The organism is Nocardiopsis sp. iso_237 (assembly GCF_056173345.1).
Genome location: NZ_CM149669.1, coordinates 6,246,208 through 6,259,798, shown reverse-complemented (window position 1 = coordinate 6,259,798; position 13,591 = coordinate 6,246,208). Strand labels below are relative to the sequence as shown.

Sequence of the window (13,591 nt, the reverse complement as noted above, 5' to 3'; positions counted from 1 at the left end):
TCAAACGGCCGCGGCGGCCTCGGCCTTGGCCTTGCGGCGGCGGACGGCGGCGGCTCCGACCGCACAGATCAACACCAGCAGGGCCGTCCCGCCGACCACGGCCATGACACGGCCACGCGTGGGCTCCATCGGCATGTCCAGGGCGAACTGCTCGGCCTCGGCCCCGCCCCCCGACCGCGGACCCATCTCCCTGGTCAGCGCCCCCACCGGGTCGAGGAACCCCGTCCCGAAGGCGGCACCGGCGTCCGGGTAGGCCGACATCACCAGGCGCTCCGCGGTCTGCGCCGCGCTCAGCCCGGGGTCGTGGGAGCGCAGCAGAGCGGCCACACCGGCCACGAACGCCGCCGCGACCGCGTCCCCCTCCGCGACGGCGTGCCCGTCCCCGCCCGGGGCCAGGCTCATCACGGACTGGCCGGGCGCGCTGAGGTCGGGCGCCGAGATCCGACCGTCCGCCGTGGCGGGCGGCGGCGTCAGCGGGGCGCCCTCCGTGCCGGTCGCCGTCACCCCCAGCACCTCGCCCCTGGTCGCCGGGACCGCCGCGTAGGCGTCCCGCTGGACCATGGCCGTGGACGGCGCCACCACCAGGACGTCCTCCTCGACGGCGGTGTCCACCGCCGCTTCGAGCCCGGAACTGCCCAGGGGGACGGCGACACCCACCAGCACGACGTCCGCTCCGCCGGAGACCGCCTCGTTGATGCCGTCCGCGACCGCGTCGGCGTCGGCGCCGCCCCAGTCGTCGGTGACGGGCACCGACAGCACACGGGCCTCCGGGGCCACCCCGACGAGACCGCTGTCCGGCTGGGGCCGCGCGGCGACGATCCCGGCCAGGAAGGTCCCGAACCCGGTGCAGTCCTCACCGGCCCCCTCCACCGCCCCCTTGAGCGCGGCGGAGGAGTCGTCCACGGGCGAACCCACGACGGCCACGGTCGTTCCGGCCCCGGAGGAGGTGGACCGCGCCCGGGGGAGCCCCAGGGCGTTCTCGGTCCACAGCTCCTGGTCCACCGTCTCCTCGGAGGACGGCACACACTCGTCCCCCGCCAGTTCGGGCGCCACCTGCGGCAGCGCGGGCGCGGCCTGGTCCGCCGCCGCTGGCGCGGTCGCCACCAGGAGCAGCGAGGCCGTCAGGCACACCCCGGCCCCGAACCGAAGCCGCTTCCGTTCCGCTCCGTTCGACACGGGGCCTCCCGTTCCTCTCCACCGACCGCGGGGCGGTCGCTACCTTGTCGGGCCACTCCTCGGACGCCCGTCAGTCGCGGGCGGCCGCCTCCTCCGTCTCGGGGTCGAGCGCCAGCTGCACCTTGACCGGGTCGCGCCGGTCGAAGCGCAGCGCACGACCCGGAGGCATACGCTGCGGGCGCAGCGATCCGAACAGCACGCCCTCGGAGGGCGGGCAGGACAGCACCATGCTGGGGGTGTTCGCGTCGATGAGCATCCGCAGCGCCGGCTCGCCCATGGCACGGCTGAAGCCACCGGCACCGCGCGCCAGGATCAGGTGGAACCCGATGTCGGCGCCGTGGGGCAGCATCTCCATGAGCGGGGACAGCGGACCGCCACCGCCCGCCGAACTCAGCAGGTCGTAGTCGTCGATGACCACGAACAGCTCCGGGCCGGTCCACCACGAGCGCTCGCGCAACTGCTCCGGAGTGACCTCGGGGCCGGGCAGCCGGGGCTTGAGCGCCTGGGCCGCCGCCATCATCATCTCCCGGGCGCTCTCACCGGTCACCGCGTAGCCGAGGCGCTGTTCCTCGGGGATCGCGTTGAACAGGCCGCGCCGGGGGTCCACCACGACCACGCGGGCGTCGGTGGGGCTGTACCGCTCCCGGATGGTGCGGGTGATCAGACGCAGCAGGTTGGTCTTGCCGCTCTCGTTGTCCCCGACCACCAGCAGGTGCGGCAGCACGGAGAAGTCGTGCCACAGCGGCTCCAGGCGGCGTTCCTCCAGACCCAGCGCGATCTTCGGTCCGTCCTGGGGCGGAGGCAGATCCGACGCGGGAAGCGACAGGGGAAGCAGACGCACCTGGGGAGCGGACGGACCGTCCCACCGCTGCTTGACCGCCTCCACGACACCGGCCACGGAGGCCTCCGGCCCCTCCTCCATCTGGGGGAGCGCGGACAGGAAGTGCTTGTACTCGGCGGTGAGGCCGCGACCGGGGATCCGGGGCACCTTCTCCGCCTGGCGCATGTTGATCGCGGAGTCCACCGCGTCGCCCAGACGGAGCTCGAACCGGGTGACGAGCAGGTCGCGCAGGCTGGACTGCACGTCGGCCCAGCGCGGGGAGGCCACGATCAGGTGGATGCCGTAGTTGAGGCCGCGCTGGGCGATCTGCGTGATCTCCGCGATGAGGTCGATCATGTCCGCACGCACCGTGGCCCAGCCGTCGATGACCAGGAAGACGTCACCGTAGGGCTGGTCGGAGAACTCCCCGGCGGCCCGGCGCCGACGGTAGGCGCCGATCGAGTCGACGCCGTGCTCCGCGAAGAACTGCTCGCGGCGCCCCAGCAGCGCCGTCATCTCCGCGACGGTACGGGTGACGCGTTCGAGGTCCATGCGCCCGCAGATACCGCCCACGTGCGGCAGGTCCGCCACACCGCGCAGCGTGCCGCCGCCGAAGTCCAGGATGTAGAACTGCACCTGCTCCGGGGTGTTGGTGAGCGCCAGCGCGGAGATCAGCGAGACCAGGAGGGTGCTCTTGCCGCTCTGCGGACCACCGATGACGGCGGTGTGCCCGCCCGCGCCGCGCAGGTCCGCGGTGAGCGGGGTGCGCAGCTGCTCGAAGGGGCGGTCCACCAGGCCCACCGGCACGGTCAGCACCGGGTCGGAGCCCCACGCGGGCAGCGAGGGCGCGCCCTCCGACCGCAGCATCTCCGCCACGGTGGGGGCCTGGTCCAGGGGAGGCAGCCACACCTGCCGTGCGGGCGGACCGACGTCGCGGACCGCGTCCAGCGCGGTCTCCAGCAGACTCGTGTCCGACTCCTCCACCGGTTCCGGCTCGGGCACCACGACCGAGGCGGGCGGCCCGGCCACGTACCCGGGCAGGAAGGGGGTGATCTCGCGGGCGGCGGTCGACGCCCGCGCCGCGCGGCGCTTGGCGCGGTAGGGGCCCGAGACGTACGCGGCCTTGAACCGCGTCAGCTCCTCGGTGTCGGACTTGAGGTAACCCGATCCCGGTGCCGGGGGGAGCTGGTGGGCGTCGGCCACACCGAGCACGCCCCGGCTCTCCATGGCGGAGAACGTGCGCAGCGCGATCCGGTAGGAGAGGTGGCTCTCCAGCTGGTGCATGCGGCCCTCGTCCAGCCGCTGGGAGGCCAGCAGCAGGTGCACGCCCAGGCTTCGGCCCAGGCGGCCGATCATGACGAACAGCTCCATGAAGTCCCGGTGGGCCGCGAGCAGCTCACTGAACTCGTCCACGATCACGAAGAGCGTGGGCATGGGCTCCATGGTCGGGTCGCTCCGGCGGCCCTTCTCGTACTCGTGGACCGAGCTGAAGTTGCCCGCCGAGCGCAGGAGTTCCTGGCGGCGGATCAGCTCGCCGTGCAGCGCGTCCTGCATGCGTTCCACGAGGGAGGTCTCGTCGGCCAGGTTGGTGATCAGCGCCGAGGTGTGGGTCAGCCCGTCCAGGCCGATGAACGTGGCACCGCCCTTGAAGTCCACCAGGACGAAGTTGAGCTTCTCGGAGGAGTGGGTGAGCGCCAGGGACAGCACGAGCGTGCGCAGCAGCTCGCTCTTGCCGGAACCGGTGGCGCCGATCAGCATCCCGTGCGGGCCCATCCCGCCCAGCGCCGACTCCTTGAGGTCGAGTTCCAGGGGGGCGCCCGAGGCCGCGATGCCGATGGGCACCCGTAGGCGGCTCTCCGGGCGCTCGCGCTCCCACTCGCGGGCGGCGTCCCAGGTGTGCAGATTCGGGATGCCCAGCAGGGTGGTGAGGTCGAAGTCGGTGGTCAGGGGTTCCACCACGTCGGCGGCGACGCTGACGCGGTAGGGGGCCATCATGCGGGCCAGGGAACGGGCCCGGGGGAGGTCCAGGGAGTCGGGCCGACCGAGGTGGGAGAAGGATTCCCGCCCGGAACGGTCCAGCTCACACATCTCCATGGAATCCTTTTCGACCCTCAGTGAGAGTGTGTGGGGTGCTCCGTCCCACATGCGCTCGGTGCCCACTTCGATCACGATCGCGTTGCGGAAGCCCCCGCTGAGCAATCTCGAACCTTGCGGCACGGATCCGCCGTCGACGATGATGACGGTGAACGGCTCGTCACGCCCGGGCACCGCCTGCGGGTCGAAGGGCGGCCGGTCCGCCAGCGCGGGACCGACGAGTCTTTCCAGCTCAATGGCGTCGGAGGCGATCAGACGGACGGGGCCCGCGCCGTCCCGCTCCGTCGGGTGCATGCAATGCGGAAGCCATTTCATCCATTCCCAGTCCGCCATTCGCTCATCGTTCACACAGGCGACCACACGCAATTCATCCGGCGCGTGAAAAACTGTGACCTGTCCCACGAGTGCGCGCACCATTGCACGGATAGATTCGGTTTCCCCGCGCAGTCCCAGATGTGCGAATCCCCGCAGATAAAGCGAGACCGGCAAGTCCGCGACGGTGCCGTAGGCGTTGATGAAACGGCGTAGCGCGTGCGCGCAGAGCGGTTCCAGGTCCTCCACCGGCTTGGTCGACAGCGGGGCGATGCGGGTCTGGAGGGGCTGCTCGCCCACGGCGATCCTGACCTCCGCGAAGTCGTCGTGCGCCCCGCGCCGCTCCCAGAGCCTGCTCGTGCGCACCAGCGACCACAGGGCGTCGGGGTCGGGTCCGTTCCACGCGCGGGCCTCACGCTGGGCCACCACGACCTCCCGCACCCGGCCGCGCATCTGACCGAGATAGCGCAGGTAGTCACGTCGGTCGCCGGAGAGGCGGCGGCTGCGTTCGATCCGTACGCGCAGGATCTGGCCGCCGACCATCGCCACCGCTCCGACGAGCATCATCCCGCCCGCGATGAAGGGCATCGCCGTGCCCAGGGCACCCGCCCCGCTGGGGCGGATGAACATCATCACCATCGCGAGCGAGCTCAGCGCCATCGGGAGGTACATGAAGACCCCCGAGATGCCGTTCTCCTCCTCGGGGAGGACAGGGGGCTCCTGGAGGGAGAGCTCGCCCTCGGGCGGCTCGGGGCCGGGTCGACGCGCCGGCCTGCGGACGAGGATGGTGCTGATCAGCGTATCCCTTCTCTTTCCCCTGGTCAGCTGGCATTCGCAGCAGGGGCGCCGGGCGTGTACCGGCCCGGGGTAATTCCGACGGGGCCGAATGGGGGAACCCCAGAACCGGATTCGGTGACCGGGGATGGGGGGCGGGTGCTCAAATGAGCAACGGTATCCCCGGGCCAGAGTTTTCCGAAACGTCATGACCGGAATTCCGGAAGTGGTGCTAGTCTAGCCCAGCATTTCGAGAACGGGCGCGCCGTCCCCTGCCCCAGGCGTTCCGCAGAGGAATGGCGTACCCCGGCCTCGTCCCCCTCCCCGGGTGTCTTTATCCCCCACCCGTAAACCGACCCAGTCACTGTCGTCCAGCGAGGAGGACCGATGTCGGACGTCGTCTCCGCCGATCTCTGCCGCCTGGTCGTGCGCGCACCCAACGCCTCCTTCGAGATCGCCGTCCCGTGCGACCTGCCGCTCGCCGAGCTGCTGCCCACGTTCCTGCTCTACGCCGAGAACGAGAACGAGGACCTCGACGAGAGCGGACTCGAACACGGCGGATGGGTGCTCCAGCGCCTGGGCTCACCACCACTGGACGAGTCCGAGACCGCCGAGTCGCTCGGCCTCACCGACGGCGAGACGCTCTACCTGCGCGAGCGCGCCGACCAGATGCCGGAGATCCACTTCGACGACCTCGTCGACGGCGTGGCCGACACGCTGTCCGAGCGCTCCGACGGATGGGGCGCGCGCGTCGCCAGGCGCTCGCTGACCGGCACCGCCGCAGTGGGCTTCGCCGGCGCCCTCGCCCTGCTGACACTGCTCGGCCCCACCTGGATCGCGGGCGCCACCGCCGCCGCCACCGGGCTTCTCCTGCTGCTCGCCGCCGGTGCGGCAGCCCGTGCCTTCGACGCCCCCATCGCCGCCGCCGTCACGGGCGGCGCGGCCGTGCTGTTCATGGCCTTCGCCGGGGCCACGCTCCCGGGCGGCGACCCCAGCAACGCCCTCATCGGGGCGCGGATGCTCTCGGGTGCCTCCACGGCGACCGGCGCCGCGGTCCTGGCGATCGCCGCCGTCGCCGCCTGCCTGCCGTTCTTCACGGCCATCATCGGCACGGCCCTGTTCACCGCCGCGGCCGGTGCCCTGCTCATGTTCTGGGACAACGCCCCGCCGCAGGGGGTGGCCGTCTCGGCCGCCGCCCTGGTGCTGCTGCTCTGCTCGTTCGCTCCGGCCCTGGCCTTCCGCCTGGCGGGCATGCGCCTGCCCCCGCTGCCCGGCGGGGTCACCCAGCTCGGTGAGTACATCGACCCCCACCCGGCCCGCGACGTGCGCACACGCACCAAGCGCGCGGACCACTACCTCGGCGCCCTCCTGGCCATCGTGGCCGTGGTGTGCGCCGCCTCGATGACCGTGCTGGCCGCCCACCCGGGCGGACTGGCCTCCACCGCGGGCGTCTGCGTCGCGCTGATCCTGCTGCTCCAGTCGCGCGGGCTCAGCGGCGTGTGGCACCGCGTGTGCCTGCTGGGTTCCGGCGTGTACGGGCTGGTGGCCATGGCCGTGGGCGGCGGCCTCGTGGGCGGCGACACCGCCCGCATGGTCCTGTTCGGGCTGCTGCTGGTCGCGGCGCTCGGCCTGCTCCTGGCCGCCTGGTCCGTGCCGGGCAACCGCCCCATCCCGCACTGGGGCCGGGCGGGGGAACTCATCCAGAGCCTCGCGGCGATAGTCCTGGTGTGCCTGATCCCGGGGAACCTCGGGTTGCTGGCGTTGATGAGGGGGATCGGCGGATGACGCGCACCGGAAAGCGGGTGGTCTGATGCAGACCCGTCGCGACCAGGTACAGGCGCACTCGTTCATGGTGCGCCGACTCTCCACGGCCATGGCCGCCGCCGACCCGGACGCCGCCGAGGCGCCCCTGCGCCGCACCCGTAACGGCGCGTTCATCGGGCTCGTCCTCGCGGTGCTGCTGTGCGTGGGGTTCCTCGTCTTCGGCCTGATCTTCCCGGGCGGCGCCACCTCCTGGCGCAACGAGGGGACCCTCGTCGCCGTCAAGGGCGGCGCCGGCCGGTACGTCTTCTCGGACGGTGTCCTCTGGCCGGTGTCCAACCAGACCTCCGCGCTGCTGCTGGCGTCCAACCCCAAACCGGTCCAGGTCGCCGCCGACTCCCTGGAGGGCACCCCCGTCGGATCCCCGCTGGGCATCGCCGGAGCCCCCGACGGGCTCCCCGCCGCCGACGCGGAGGGCTCCATGGTCTGGCAGGTGTGCGCCACCACCGTCGACACCGGCGACGGCGTCGAGACCCTCACCTCGCTCACCCTGGGCCGGTCGCCCTTCGGCTCCCCGGTCGGGGAGGACGACGGTGTCCTGGTCCGGGACCCCGCGGGCGGGGTCCACCTGTTGTGGAAGGGCAACCGCCTGGCCATCGACGAGGAGAACGGTGCCCTGGAGTCCCTGGGGTACGGCACCGCGGTACCCCACCCCGTCGCGGCCGCCGTCCTGGACGGCGTGCCCGCCGGACCCGCGCTCTCCGCGCTCGACGTCGAGGGCCGGGGCGAGGACGGTCCGCGCGTCGGCGGCGCGGACACCCGCGTCGGACAGGTCTTCAGCGTCCCCGCCGCTGAGGGCGGCCCCGAGCAGTACTACGTGCTCACCCGGGACGGTCTGACCCCCACCGACGCCACCCACGCCCGCCTGCTGCTGGGCCACCCGCTCACGGCCGAGGAGGCCTACGGGGGCGGCGAGGCGGCGCCGGTCGAGCTGAGCGTCAACGAACTGCGCGCGCACCTGTCGGGCGAGGAGACGGTGACCGGTGACGGCCTGCCCGCCACACCGCCGCCGCTGACCGATCCCCAGGGCGCGGCGCTGTGCGTCGTCGACCAGGGGGACGGCGCCCTCGCGCTCTCGCTCACCTCCCCGGCGGACATCGGCGGCCGGGCCGCGCGGCCCCCGGTGGGCAGCAGGGCGGCCTGCACGGCCCCCGACCTCATCGACATCCCGTCCGGCGAGGGCGGCCTGGTCAGGGCGGCCCCGGCCGGAGGCGCGGCGCTCCGCGGCTCCTACTTCCTCGTCACCGACGCCGGGGCCAAGTACCCGGTGCCCGACGCCAAGGCCGCCGAGACGCTGGGCTACACCCCCGGCGGGGCCTCCGCGGTCTCCACCGCCCTGTTGGACCTGCTGCCCACCGGGCCCGACCTGACCCCGCAGGCCGCCGCGGAACCCGTCGGCGCTCTCGCGGAACCGGGGGAACCCCGGTGCCTTTCCGACTGACGCCCAACAGAACCAGGAGACTCCCATGTCGATGATGCGCAGTACCGACCAGGCGATGCGGACCGGCCGCGACGCCATGGAGACCGCCCACACCACCTGCAACGGCGTCTACACCAGCGTGGACGGCGTGCGGGACCTGCTCGGCGGCAACTGGCAGGGCGGCGCGGCCACCCAGTACGACACCGCGCTGGTCAAGTGGCTCGAAGAGCTGCGTCTGATCACCAACGACATGAACGACATGATCGGCATCCTCGGCGGCACCGAGCGCAACTTCCACGCCATGGAGGACGAGAACATGCTGTCCGCCAACTGGATCACCCAGCTCAACCCGAACCAGGGCGACGTCGCTCGCTGACCCTGACCTGATCCGACCGACCCGATCCGCCTGCCTCCGCGACCGGGGGCGCACCATCGAGAGAAACCGGAGCCATACCCATGGACGGATTCGAGATCAAGTACAGCGGTGCTGACGACGCGGGCATCGACCTGCGGAAGCAGACCGACATCATCGAGCAGGCCATCAACGAGCTCGACGCCAAGGTCCAGGCGGTCAAGTCCGACTGGATCGGTGAGGCCTCCGAGCAGTACGACCAGCGCCTCCTGTCCTGGCGGCGCAACGTCGCCGACATGCGCGCGCTGCTGGGCCACGCGCAGGTCTCCCTCGGCGACATCACCGAGCGCTACCGCCGCGGTGACCTCCAGGAAGCCGGGAACTGGAACGCCCGCCGCTGACCACCACCCCTCGGCCGCTGCGGCGGCCCGAACGGACCGCCGCAGCGGCCGAGGGACACCGCACCCACCGTTGACGCCGCGCGGCGGCTTGATGAAGAGCTGGACAGGAGAGGACGGGGCAGGACGTGTCAGAGGAAAAGACCAAGGTCACGCTGGAATACCTCAAGACGTTGCGGACGGCGCACATCGATCCGCTTCGGGAGAAGGTCTCGAAGACGAAGACTGAGGCGTCCACGCACTACGCGGGCGGTGAGGACGCGTCCGCACCCAACGTGCCCTTCGGCAACCCCGCCCTCCTCCCCATCGCCGGTGAGCTCTCCAAGGAGGTCGGTGCCGTGCTGACGCAGTTCACCACCTCGATCACCGACCTGGAGACGCGCCTGGTCGCGATGTCCGCCGGCATCCGGGACAGTGCGATCACCTACGAGGAGCTGGAGTCCGACGCCGAGTTGGACGCCACCCAGATCGGCCAGATCATGTCCAACGGCGCGCCCACGGGCGGTGGCGGCGGCGGTGGTGGCGGCGGTGGCGGCAACGGACCCAACGACACACCCAACGAGACCCCTGAATCGTCCTGAGCCGACGCCTCTCGGCGCAGTGTCTTCGCCGCTCCGGCTCCCCCCAGTACCCCTTCGCCCCACGAATCGCCCCTGAGGAACTTCCATGGCTGACGAGGACCTTCCCGAGAAGGAGGGGACCGACCCCGCGGCACCCGAGTCCGGGGGCGCCGTCGAGAGCGAGGAGTTGGCCCACGCCATCAACGTCTTCGCCGACAAGGACGACAAGGGTTCGGCTCCCCCGATGGGTACGGCGCAGGCGGTGAAGGACACCAACTGGCTCAGTAACTACTTCTGGAACGTCAACAACCCCAAGGACGCGGACGAGTGGTTCGGTTTCGACAGCCGGGCCTCTGACGCCGAACAGCTCGGCGGATACGAGTGGGGGTTCGCGGTCTACTCCGGCATCCACGTCAACGACGCCATCAAGGACACCGAAGGCACGGTGTGGGGCAACTTCATTGACCGGATGCGCGACATTCTCAACGCCGCCTCCACCTCCAGCGTGGGCACCAGCTCCTTCAACAGCGGTGTCCTCAGCCGCATCGAGACCGATCTCGGCGACTTCCGTGACTTCGCGAACGCCCGCTACGACGAGATGTGGGCCCTGTCCGAGGAGATGAAGCCGGGAAACGAGAAGTTCGAGGGCGCGGGAGCCGAGGCCCTGCGCGGATACCTGAGGAAACTGGCCCTTGAGTTCCAGAACCTCGCCAACTACATCGACCCGGCCGTCGACGCCGTGAACACGGCGCGCGTCGCCGCCAACCCCACCTACCTCCAAGCGGTGATCAGTGCCTTCAACACGTGGCACAGCAGTGAGAACCGCAGTCCCCGCGCGACCATCCGCAACTGGTGGGAGGAGCAGCGGGACAAGGTCACCTGGGAGGACGGCATCATCAAGATCCGCGGCATGCGGACTGATGAGAAGGCCACCTGGGAGACGTTCGAGACGGAGATCAAGGACCGCTGGTGGGACAACCTGGCGAACCTGCGCACGGCAGCCACGGAGGGCATCTCCACGGTCTCCACGACCTACGGCACCTCCTCCGCGGAGATCCTGCCCTTCGTCCCCGTCGCGACCACCCCGCCCGGCGGTGGTGGAGGCGGCGGTGGCGGTGGGGGTGACGGTGAGGGCGGCGGCAACGGCCCCTCGCTTGAGGAGATCCTCAACGGGCTGTTCGGCGACGGTGAGGGCGACGGTGAGGGCGGCGGCGGTGGGGGTGACGGTGACGGCGACGGCGACAACCGCTCCATCCAGGACATCATCGACGAGTATCTCAACGGTGGCAGCGGCGAGGGCGGCGGCGGTGGCGGTGGTGGCGGCGACGGCACTGGCGGTGGCGGCGACGGCACTGGTGGTGGCGGTGGTAACGGCCCCCTGGGCGACGGCCGCACCATCGACGAGATCGTCAACGACTACCTGAACGATCAGGGCCCCAACAGCGGAGGGTCGGACATCCCCGAGGGCGGCGGTCCCGTACCCGGTGGCTCGGGTGACCTGGGCGGTGGCCCGGAAGGTTCCGGTTCGGGGAACCCCGACGGTCCGCCGATCTCCTCCGGTGGTTCCGGTGGTCTCGATGGTCCGGGTGGCCAGGGCCTGGGCGGTCCCGGTTCAGGTGGCGAGGGGATCGGCGGCGACCCCAACTCCTCGGGCGGAGGCCCGGGCGGGTTCTTCCCGCCGCCGGTGGCCCCGGGCATGGGGGGTATGGGCGGCGGCGGTACCGGTGGCGGCCCGAACAACACGGGGCGTCGGGAGCAGGGGACCCCGCTTCCCGACGGGAGCAGCATGCTTCCGGACGGCAGTACGCGCCTCCCGGACGGCACGGTCCTGAACCCGGACGGCAGCACGCGCCCCCCGGACGGCAGCGGGCAGCTCCCGGAGGGGAGCACGCCGCTCCCGGAGGGGAGCGCCCGGCTCTCCGACGGCAGCATTCGGCTTCCCGACGGGAGCATCCTGAACCCCGACGGCTCGCGCACCGACGGTGGCAGCGGTGATCCGTCCTCCATCGGTGGCCCGCCACGCGGCGGCTTCGGGGACCTCGACCTCTCCTCCTCCACAGGTGGCGCGGGGGGCGGCAGCGTGCCGCCGCCCCCGGGTCGCGTATCCACCGAGGGCGACCTGGACCTCTCCTCGGGTGGTTCGGGCGTGGACGGGAACGGGAACGGCTCCCCGATCCCCGGCGGCTCCAACGGCATCGGCGGTCCGGGCGAGGTCAACCGCCCCGGTCTTCCGGACGCCCCGGAGCTCGGCGGCTCCGGTGGCAACGGCAACGGATCGGGTTCCCCCGTTCCGGGCGGTTCGGGTGATTTGGGTGGTCCGGGTGGTGCGGATCGGCCTGGGTTGCCGGATGCGCCGATCATGGGCGGGTCCGGTGGCAGCGGCAACGGGTCCGGCTCGCCGATACCTGGCGGATCGGGCGAGATCGGTGGCGGCTCGAACCGCCCCGAGATCCCGGACCCCCCCGTTCTCGGCGGATCCGGAGGCAGTGGCAGCGGGTACCCGACGCCTGGCGGCATTGGTGGGCCCGGTGACCTGAGTTCCTCCTCGGGTTCGGGCTCTGGTCCGGGCGGCATCGGCGGCGGAGGTTCCTCCTTCCCGGGGGGCTCCGGCGGCATCGGCGGTCCGGGTGACCCCAACTCCTCGTCCGGCCCCGGCTCGGGCGGCGGTGGCATGAGCCCCCGCTCGGACTCGGGCTCCGTGGGCGGCGGCTCCGACGGCAGGGGGAACGGGCCCGGCGGGACCAGTCCCCAGGGCGGCTTCGGCGGCGGCCAGGGGACGGACGGCTCCTCCACCGGAGGAGGACCGGGCACCCCCGGGACACCCGGTACGCCGGGCACCCCCGGTATGCCCATGATGCCCCCGGGCGGAATGGGCGGTGCCGGTGGCGGCGGCGGTGGCGGCGGGCAGGAACGCAGCCGCACCACCTGGCTGGCCGAGGACGAGAAGGTGTGGGGCACCACCGCACGGGGCGGCCCCGCCTCGTTGGGACGGCCCGGAACACGAAAAGACAAGGGAGTGAGCGGCGTTGGACATGTCCCTGCAGGGACAGATGGAGAGGTCCCTCGAACAACTTCGACAGACCCAGGAGCGCCTGGCGGAGGCAAGCGCAAACCTGGAGTCGGTTACCGCCGAAGCGATGTCCAAGGACCGGATGGTCAGCGCGACGGTGAACGCCAGAGGCGAGATCGCTGAGCTGAGGTTCCACACCGACAAGTACCGGATGATGGCGCCCGCCGAACTCGCCTCGGCCGTCGTCGAGGTCGTCGAACGGGCTCGGCGCGACGTCGCCCAGCAGGTCTCCACCGCCATGGGCGGCCTGGTGCCCGGCGACACCTCGGCACGGGAGCAGGCGGTGGCGGGCGACCCCACCGCACTGCTGGAGGAACTGGGCCTGGGCAACGTGCACCCGCCCCGCTGATGACGACCGGGATGTGGGGGAGGGGCTGCCCTCCCCCACAACCCGGCCAGGTGACGGAGAACGAGGCAGGACGAGCAAGGAGGGGCCATGTCGGAACGCATCTCGATCGACCCTGAGGCGGTGGCCAGGGACGGTGCCGAGATCCACCAACTCGCCGCCGAGGTGCGTGCGATCGACCAGTGGTACACCACCTCGGCCGACGCCTTGGGCGAGTGCTGGGGTGAGGGTGACGCCGTCGCGAAGTCGTTCGAGAAGAACTACGTTCCGGCTCGCGACGGGTTCGCTGTCTTCCTGAAGACGCTCGGGACCGCGTTCGAGGACACCGCCGAAGCCACCATCGAAACCGCGAGGCAGTTCGGCCGCTCCGAGCAGTACGGCATCGACACCGCGACGCGACTGGGAGGTCTCCAGGGCGGTACCGGTGGCACCAGCGGGAGGCACTGAC

10 protein-coding genes are annotated in these 13,591 nt (G+C 71.7%); 8 read left to right on the top strand and 2 right to left on the bottom strand.

All coding sequences use genetic code 11. The annotated features are described in order from the left end of the window. A complete protein-coding gene (locus AC0VYM_RS28095) occupies positions 1–1,176 on the bottom strand; it encodes a S8 family serine peptidase (protein WP_475457149.1) in 1,176 nt (391 codons plus the stop codon). Between the two features lie 70 nt (positions 1,177–1,246). After that, a complete protein-coding gene (gene eccCa, locus AC0VYM_RS28090; RefSeq protein ID WP_475463280.1) occupies positions 1,247–5,197 on the bottom strand; it encodes a type VII secretion protein EccCa in 3,951 nt (1,316 codons plus the stop codon). Positions 5,198–5,563: 366 nt separating this feature from the next. Between eccCa and eccD the strand changes: the two genes are divergently transcribed. The 8 genes from eccD (at position 5,564) to AC0VYM_RS28050 (ending at position 13,590) form a co-directional block, all read left to right on the top strand. Next, positions 5,564–6,961, top strand: coding sequence for a type VII secretion integral membrane protein EccD (gene eccD, locus AC0VYM_RS28085; protein WP_475457147.1), 1,398 nt, complete (start codon positions 5,564–5,566; stop codon positions 6,959–6,961). A 25-nt stretch (positions 6,962–6,986) separates the two neighbouring features. Continuing rightward, complete coding sequence (eccB, locus tag AC0VYM_RS28080; protein WP_475457145.1) at positions 6,987–8,438, top strand: type VII secretion protein EccB; 1,452 nt, start codon at positions 6,987–6,989, stop codon at positions 8,436–8,438. A 25-nt stretch (positions 8,439–8,463) separates the two neighbouring features. Continuing rightward, positions 8,464–8,793 (top strand): WXG100 family type VII secretion target, encoded by a 330-nt coding sequence (locus AC0VYM_RS28075; RefSeq protein WP_110050566.1) that lies wholly within the window; start codon positions 8,464–8,466, stop codon positions 8,791–8,793. Positions 8,794–8,873: 80 nt separating this feature from the next. Beyond that, the gene (locus AC0VYM_RS28070) at positions 8,874–9,170 is read left to right on the top strand and encodes a WXG100 family type VII secretion target (protein WP_475457143.1); all 297 of its coding nucleotides are present in this window, start codon (positions 8,874–8,876) and stop codon (positions 9,168–9,170) included. A gap of 125 nt (positions 9,171–9,295) precedes the next feature. Next, positions 9,296–9,748 carry a hypothetical protein gene (locus AC0VYM_RS28065; protein WP_475457141.1) on the top strand — a complete coding sequence of 151 codons (453 nt, stop codon included), beginning with the start codon at positions 9,296–9,298 and terminating at the stop codon, positions 9,746–9,748. An 85-nt stretch (positions 9,749–9,833) separates the two neighbouring features. Then, complete coding sequence (locus tag AC0VYM_RS28060) at positions 9,834–12,920, top strand: hypothetical protein (RefSeq protein WP_475457139.1); 3,087 nt, start codon at positions 9,834–9,836, stop codon at positions 12,918–12,920. Then, positions 12,820–13,146, top strand: a complete 327-nt coding sequence (locus AC0VYM_RS28055; RefSeq protein WP_475463278.1) for a YbaB/EbfC family nucleoid-associated protein — start codon at positions 12,820–12,822, stop codon at positions 13,144–13,146. Before AC0VYM_RS28060 ends, AC0VYM_RS28055 begins: the two co-directional genes overlap by 101 nt. Positions 13,147–13,233: 87 nt before the next feature. Further along, positions 13,234–13,590 (top strand): hypothetical protein, encoded by a 357-nt coding sequence (locus AC0VYM_RS28050; protein ID WP_475457137.1) that lies wholly within the window; start codon positions 13,234–13,236, stop codon positions 13,588–13,590. Position 13,591: the final 1 nt, after the last annotated feature.

Excerpts from the sequence above, each read along its gene's own strand:
- AC0VYM_RS28075 (WP_110050566.1), top strand. The coding sequence starts at position 8,464 with ATGTCGATGATGCGCAGTACCGACCAGGCGATGCGGACCGGCCGCGAC.
- eccD (WP_475457147.1), top strand. The coding sequence starts at position 5,564 with ATGTCGGACGTCGTCTCCGCCGATCTCTGCCGCCTGGTCGTGCGCGCA.
- eccB (WP_475457145.1), top strand. The coding sequence starts at position 6,987 with ATGCAGACCCGTCGCGACCAGGTACAGGCGCACTCGTTCATGGTGCGC.
- AC0VYM_RS28060 (WP_475457139.1), top strand. The coding sequence starts at position 9,834 with ATGGCTGACGAGGACCTTCCCGAGAAGGAGGGGACCGACCCCGCGGCA.
- AC0VYM_RS28070 (WP_475457143.1), top strand. The coding sequence starts at position 8,874 with ATGGACGGATTCGAGATCAAGTACAGCGGTGCTGACGACGCGGGCATC.
- AC0VYM_RS28050 (WP_475457137.1), top strand. The coding sequence starts at position 13,234 with ATGTCGGAACGCATCTCGATCGACCCTGAGGCGGTGGCCAGGGACGGT.